At 38.8% G+C, this 6,468-nt stretch carries 7 protein-coding genes; 1 reads left to right on the top strand and 6 read right to left on the bottom strand.

Going from position 1 to position 6,468, the window contains the following annotated elements; genetic code table 11:
• Positions 1-177: 177 nt before the first annotated feature.
• From AC04NP_RS30150 to AC04NP_RS30125, 6 genes are all read right to left on the bottom strand, one after another.
• On the bottom strand, positions 178-3,306 hold the full coding sequence (locus AC04NP_RS30150) for a CARDB domain-containing protein (protein ID WP_482863839.1): 3,129 nt from the start codon (positions 3,304-3,306) through the stop codon (positions 178-180).
• 408 nt (positions 3,307-3,714) lie between these two features.
• Positions 3,715-4,107 (bottom strand): PIN domain-containing protein, encoded by a 393-nt coding sequence (locus AC04NP_RS30145; RefSeq protein WP_482863838.1) that lies wholly within the window; start codon positions 4,105-4,107, stop codon positions 3,715-3,717.
• Entirely contained in the window at positions 4,089-4,304 is a 216-nt protein-coding gene (locus AC04NP_RS30140; protein WP_482863837.1) for a hypothetical protein, read from the bottom strand. Before AC04NP_RS30140 ends, AC04NP_RS30145 begins: the two co-directional genes overlap by 19 nt.
• Before the next feature lie 203 nt (positions 4,305-4,507).
• Positions 4,508-4,642 (bottom strand): transposase domain-containing protein, encoded by a 135-nt coding sequence (locus AC04NP_RS30135; RefSeq protein ID WP_482863836.1) that lies wholly within the window; start codon positions 4,640-4,642, stop codon positions 4,508-4,510.
• A complete protein-coding gene (locus AC04NP_RS30130) occupies positions 4,639-5,679 on the bottom strand; it encodes an IS630 family transposase (protein ID WP_482863835.1) in 1,041 nt (346 codons plus the stop codon). The genes AC04NP_RS30135 and AC04NP_RS30130 overlap by 4 nt, the downstream gene beginning before the upstream one ends.
• Positions 5,680-5,717: 38 nt before the next feature.
• Entirely contained in the window at positions 5,718-6,158 is a 441-nt protein-coding gene (locus AC04NP_RS30125; protein WP_482863841.1) for an IS66 family transposase, read from the bottom strand.
• Between the two features lie 110 nt (positions 6,159-6,268).
• Between AC04NP_RS30125 and tnpA the strand changes: the two genes are divergently transcribed.
• Positions 6,269-6,468: IS66 family insertion sequence element accessory protein TnpA (gene tnpA / locus AC04NP_RS30120; RefSeq protein WP_482863834.1), on the top strand; the 200-nt coding region annotated here is incomplete at its 3' end.

The raw sequence follows: 6,468 nt of genomic DNA, 5'->3' as shown, positions 1-6,468 counted from the left end.
ACACATAAATGCAAATATTGTAAGTGATAAATGCCAAAGGTTGTCCTTATAGGCATTCAGAATATTTTTTAGCCCCTGGTATTCAAATTATGCAACTCACTCATGGCCAGGCAGAGCTAGGGATATTCATTGTGGTATAATTAAATGCAATGAAACTTTCATTAAACTGAACATCAATTACTTTTTGATCACCCGGGAAACTGCAGAGTGATTTCTGCTGGAAATTTTCACAAAATAAACACCGGTGTCAGCCTGGGAAAAATTAAGTTTGTTATCCTTCCATACAATATCATATCTAATCCGCCCGAGTGCATCGAATACTTCAATGTCAGTTAGTTCCGGTACCTGAATAAATACAAATTCAGTGGTTGGGTTAGGATAAATATTTTTGTTTAAGTCAAATGCTTCTATGCCAAGCACAAGGTTGATAACCATAGTTTGTGTGATTTCTTCAGCAGCTAAGTAATTTTGATTTCCAGATTGACGTGCAGTTATATTTACCATTCCATCTTTATGAATAGTCGCCACATTTCCATGAATTGAGACGATTTCTGGATTGGCTGATTCGAAGGAAATATCCAACCCGGAACTAGCTGTAGCAGAAAGTATAAACGAATCCATATCACTAGTTAGTTCGGGAAATGCATCGAATAAAATAGTCTGTGCTGATTTTTCAACAGTCAGACTTTCACCTACCGGCAACGCAGCTTCGTACAATTCGCTACCCGGTTGTTCTGCTATGATTTCTACCGTACCGGCCCCATGAATGGTAACTATATTATTACTTATAGTGGCTATGGTTGGGTCGGATGATCGGAGATTTACTGTTAAACCTGAAGTAGATGCACTTTCAATGGCGAACGGATTATCACCAAATGTCTTTCGTGCCAAGGGGTTAAGAGTTATTGCTTGGTTAGCTTTATTAATCGTAAGGCTTTTATTGTTTGAAAAGGGGAGGTAAAAATTATTTCCTGCTTGATTCGCAGTAATAACAACGGTGCCCACCCCCCTGATTATGATTTCGCCATTAATCACTTCGGCTATACTGTTATCAGAACTAGTGTACTCAATCGGTAATCCAAGATCGCTTTGCATCTCAAGTTTGATTGAAGGGTCACCATATTGGTACATCGTGAATTCATCAAGTGTTATTTTCTGTGGCAAATATAATTGAGATTTGGTCGGGTTAATACCCTCCGGTTTTACTTCCAGATCAACGGTCATGTTTTTATGGGTTATATCAACACTTAAAGAATTCGCCACTTCCGCGTTGTCCGGTTCAAAACGTAACATAATCTCATAGTTATCGCGTGGCAGGTTTTTAAATTCAAAAAATCCAGAGGCATCCGTGTAGGTAAAACCTGCAACCTGTCCTGTTGATGAAATAAGAATAACAGGAATGGGTTCAATTGCAAGAACCGCTCGCTGTGATTCACTGGCTGGTCTTTGAGTATTGCTCAATGTAACATTACCGTTAATGACTCCCGTACCTTGTTCTAAAGCATGCACTTTAAGCACCTCCATATTCACATTCATGTCATTTGAAGCCGTGAAGAAGTTAGTAGGTTTCAATGTTAGTGACTTGCTATATATGGTGGGTACATATTCTGGATATTGTGCAGGATCAGGAATGAAGTATAGCGTGTGTGGTTGTCCATCAATATTAAATGAAAAATCGGGTCCTTCATACGGTTCAATCTTTTGTATGAAATCAACATTACCTAAAATATTCTTTTGGTAAAGAAATAATTTTCCCTTGGTAATGGGTTGGCCATCCTCGCCTTTGATGGAACCGGTGATAGTATACGAGGTAGGATATACCGTTAAATTGATGTTTTTAGATGTTGGTGTTGTATGGCATGCGTTTGTGCAGGAAACGGATATTTGATAGGAACCTTCGGGGAGTGTAGAAGACAGGTTAAGTGTTAAGATTTTATCAGCAGATTGACCTGGACCAAAGTTGATTGGCAAGTTAAGCTTTTCGGAATGTACCGTAATATTTTCACTATTCTTTATCAGAAAGGTATAATTCTGATTAAATCCACTATTATTTCCTGAATTTGAAAGATTCAAATTCAGATGGATTTGCAGATCAGTATCATTTACTTCTTCCAGTGTTATTATATCATTGAGTCTTACTCCCGGTGCCGGTGGTGGAGGAATAACAATTGTATTATACTCATCGATATGGGTATTGTTATGATAATTTGACTCCACCAGTTTATTTCCAGGATTCACAGTGAACTTGGCCTTATATGTTCCTGGGGTGCTATAGAACATCTTAAAATCCAAATAAAAACTTTTTTCCTCACCGGGATCTAAATTGCTATATGGTAAACCCAGGTACTCATCTCCTGAAAAACCTTTCGGTATCCCACTTTGATCGATTAATTCAACCATTACCGAAAATCCGGCAATCGCATTAGATCCGTCATTACGGATGTACAGGTCCGCTCCTAACAAACCCCACCTATCTTCATATTCTCTTACAGAACTGGATGTAATTATAAGATCAGCATTGGATTCATTAATTTTTATGGGAATAGCGAAAATATTGTTACTCTCATTGGTCTCATCAAACCTTTCGAATTCATCGATACTGCGATCTATCCAAGCCACAATGTAATAGTCACCACTCTCCACGGCTGGTAAGATAGTGTTCCAGGTAGTACTTGAGTTAATTTTGTCAACCCCATTTAAATTAAGTCGATCCTCATAAAGGACTTTATCATCTTGGCTAAAAGTAGCATCGGTACTTAACACATATGTTATTCTGATTTCGCCCCCGGTATCTGTTGTGCCCAGGTTTTCTAACACATAGCTTGGTTTAACCAGGCCGTTTTGGTAGTATGTGGATTTGTCAAGGGAAAATGACATAAACGTAAAATCAACATCAGGGGGAGTGACAACAATATTTGGAATTATTAAAATGTTGTTTGTCTCATTCGTTTCAGTTTCGTTATCTTCAGGATCTGCTATAATGATTAGATAGTAAGTTCCGGGTGTGACATCAATTCTACCCCGATATGTTTGTCTGGTTATTGATTTTCCTGCACCCAGCGGTGAATAAAACAAGAAGCTCTCAACCAGAATATCTGAAGCTTGCCATTGATTATCGGTTGATATATAGGCGGCAAAAGTAGAGTGATTTACCCCCACAATACCCGTATTCTCGATAGTAATATCCACCGAAAACTCTTCATACTGAGCAAAATTGGTAGGGCCATTATAGTCGGCAATGATAAGGTCTTGTGAAAAAGCTGTTATCTGTATAAAGAGAAGTTGAATGAATAAAAAATTTCTCATTTCCCGTAGTTATAAATAGTACAAATGTAATTGGAGTTTTTTTGTAGATAACTGCAATTTTTACAATAAAGGTTACACTTGTGCTTTTTGCCTGCAAAGATGTGTAAAGTGTTATAGCCTTGTTTTATTCAAGCTGATTGTAAGCATTTTCAAAAACTGTACAATTCTGAAACGGAGAAACTTGCGAAAACAATAAAATATATTTATTTCTAGTCAGTTTATTTGCTTTTGATGGATCAAAAAGCAGGTTAAGCAATTGATAATAAAATAGTTAACTTACTTCCCGATACAGAAAATTCTATGTGTTGATTTTCAGTGGGTTAGGAGGGAGGGGGTACATATGGGGTACAAAATTAAACAACGGGACTTAAACGCAATAAACGTGTCGCAATTAGCTTGGCAAGTGTATTATCCTGCCTCATAAAATTTTAACCCTTTGATATACTTAAAATCTTTCTTGTTGAGAGAATAAAGTGGTATTTGATGTGCCAGCGCTGTCGCTGCAATAAACCCATCCGGTAAGCTAAGTTGATGGCTCAATGCATAAGTTGACATTAAAGTTAAAAATTTATCACATACAGCTTCATCTATCCCAAGTATCGGCAAATGAGCAATGTCTTTTTTGATCCGGGCTAATTCTCTTTTGTTTAAAGCACCGTAAATCAGTTCACCTGCTGTAATAATGCTAACTGAAATATTTTGTTGACCAATGGATTTTAATGTTTTCAGGATAGCTGGATTTCCCTTGTAAAGCTCTATGATAATATTCGTGTCACAGAGAATTAGCTGGCCCTTTTCCATGCTTTTTCACGAAGTTGGCGCGCATTGATTTCCCGGTTTTTCCACATTCCTGCGGAAGCAAAAAGATCATATTGTTTGCTAGTTGTCTTCCGTTTTGAAGTTGATTTTTCTACTTCTACAAAATCAAACTGTTTTAATAACTCCAAGAAAAAACGAAGCTTGCTATTATCTTTTATCCTAAGTACGATCTTTTCCATTCTATCAAAGATAACGAATTTTCCAGCATTTTGATCAGTTTATTTATGATAAAAGTGTTGGATGAAAGGTTCCTAAATATGCAAAGTGATCAGATAATTTCTTTATTACTCTAAAAGAAATATTCTGGTCGAATAATAGTATCCCTTCGATTCGCTACCTGTTGATTTTGTTAGCTTTCACAAATATTTTTGCTGATGATGGATTAGACCTGCCTGATGGGCAACAAATTTTCTAAATCATTGACCATGCAGTCCGGGATTTTTGTCAGGGTTTCTTTTAGCCATTGAAAAGGTTCCACCTCATTGATCTTGTAGGTGCCTAGTGTATTGATTTTCAAGTTAGTTTACTATGAGGTGCGTAATTCCATTGAAAAGTTTTGGCTCGTGTGGCATTGTAAGTTTGGACATATTCCATTAACTGATCAACGAGTTGTTGTTTGGAATGCCATATTGCTCGCTTCAGCACATCTTTGCTTAAAATATTGAACCAGCTTTCAATCTGATTGAGCCAGGAAGAGTAGGTTGGCGTGAAATGCATGGTGAGCCTTTTCTTGCTATTTACCCATGCTTTTACCTTTTTATGTTTGTGTACGTTGAGATTATCCACAATAATGTGTAGTTGTTTGTCAGGGTATTTTCGGTAGAGTTTTTTGAGGAACTTCAAAAAGTTCACATGGTTGTTCTTGTCAATGGTTTGTGCGGTGACTTCCCCTTCATGTACTGCCAGGGCAGCCATCAATGATACCGTACCGTTACGTTTATAAGTGACAGTATGCCTTTTGGGGAGCCCACTTTTTAGCGGTAATTCAGGTTGACTTCTATCCAAAGCCTGTATTTGCGTTTTTTCATCAACGGATAAGACCATGGCCTTTTCGTCTTTGGAGAGGTAAAGCCCTATTACATTGAGCATTTTTTCCTCAAACTCAGGGTCAGTACTTTTGCCACACCAATAGGCCACCTTGTGAGGGTTTAAATGATGATGAGATAGAACCTGATGAACTTTACTTTGACTCATCCCCACCGCTGAGGCTATTCTTCTCTGACTCCAATTGGTATAGCCTTCCCCCGGTGGGCTACAGGCCAATTGAATGACACGAGCCTTAGCTGCTTCACTAAAGATGGCAGGCTTACCCGAACGAGTCTGATCTTTTAAACCAGCTATGCCCATCTTTTTGTAACGACCTTTCCATTTGTTAATCATAGGTCTGCTGATAGGAAGTGCCGATTGGATTTCATCATAGCTCTTCCCACTCGCACAGAGTAAGATAATCTGAGCTCTAAGTACGTCTCGCCTCGGTAACTTATGAGAGCGGGAGCGAAGTGTGAGTGCTTCACGATCCCATTCGCTAATTATAATTGTTCCTATACTTGCCATAAGGCAAATATATTAAAAGTAATCTTATTTAGTAATCGTTACACTAGGAAGGAATACAGCATAGCCGCATTGCAGGCGGCTTGATGCGATCCGGCAAACAGATAGTTACGCCGTCCCAAAGCGAGTGGGCGAATGCTGTTCTCCACGCTATTGTTGTCTATTTCCCATTGGCCGTTCTGTACATACCGTTTCAGCCTGGGCCATAGTTTCAGGGTGTAGGCAATCGCTACGCCTATGGCACTTTTGGGCATTACTTCATAGATATTGGTTTTGAGCCACTTCTCTATTTTTTTCAGTACAGGCTTAGCCTTCCTTTTGCGATAATAGTAGCGTTGCTCATAGGAAAACCCCATTTCCTTGCTTCGCCGCTCTATCAGATATAGTTGTTGTATTTTGGACAGCATATACCCCGCCCTTTTGGGGTCATTGTCCAGGGCTTGCTCGAAGTAACTTCTGGTATGTAAAGCTTTACATACCAGAAGATATGCAAAGTTGAATAATAGTAAGCCTACTGTAAACTACCTGTTTGAAAATTTGAGCCATTGGTTTAATATAGCGTGCAAAAATCGTTATGCGTAAACTATCACAGATGTACCCTATTGTTGAGAAGTGGCTTTCAAGCCCTGAGGGTAAGCAGTTATTTTGTGCACAAGAAGGTCTACCGATCAGTGTCCTGAATTACTGGGTATCTCATTACAACCGGCACAAGCGAGAAAAAGTGGCCAAACAAGGGTTTGTGCCATTACAATTGTCCGGTAACACCACTGCCCCCGCCTATATGGAGTTGGA

The sequence above is a fragment of the Agaribacillus sp. DX54 genome, from assembly GCF_056858335.1.
Note: the sequence above shows the minus strand (reverse complement) of the source record. Positions and strands in the feature narration are given on the sequence as shown.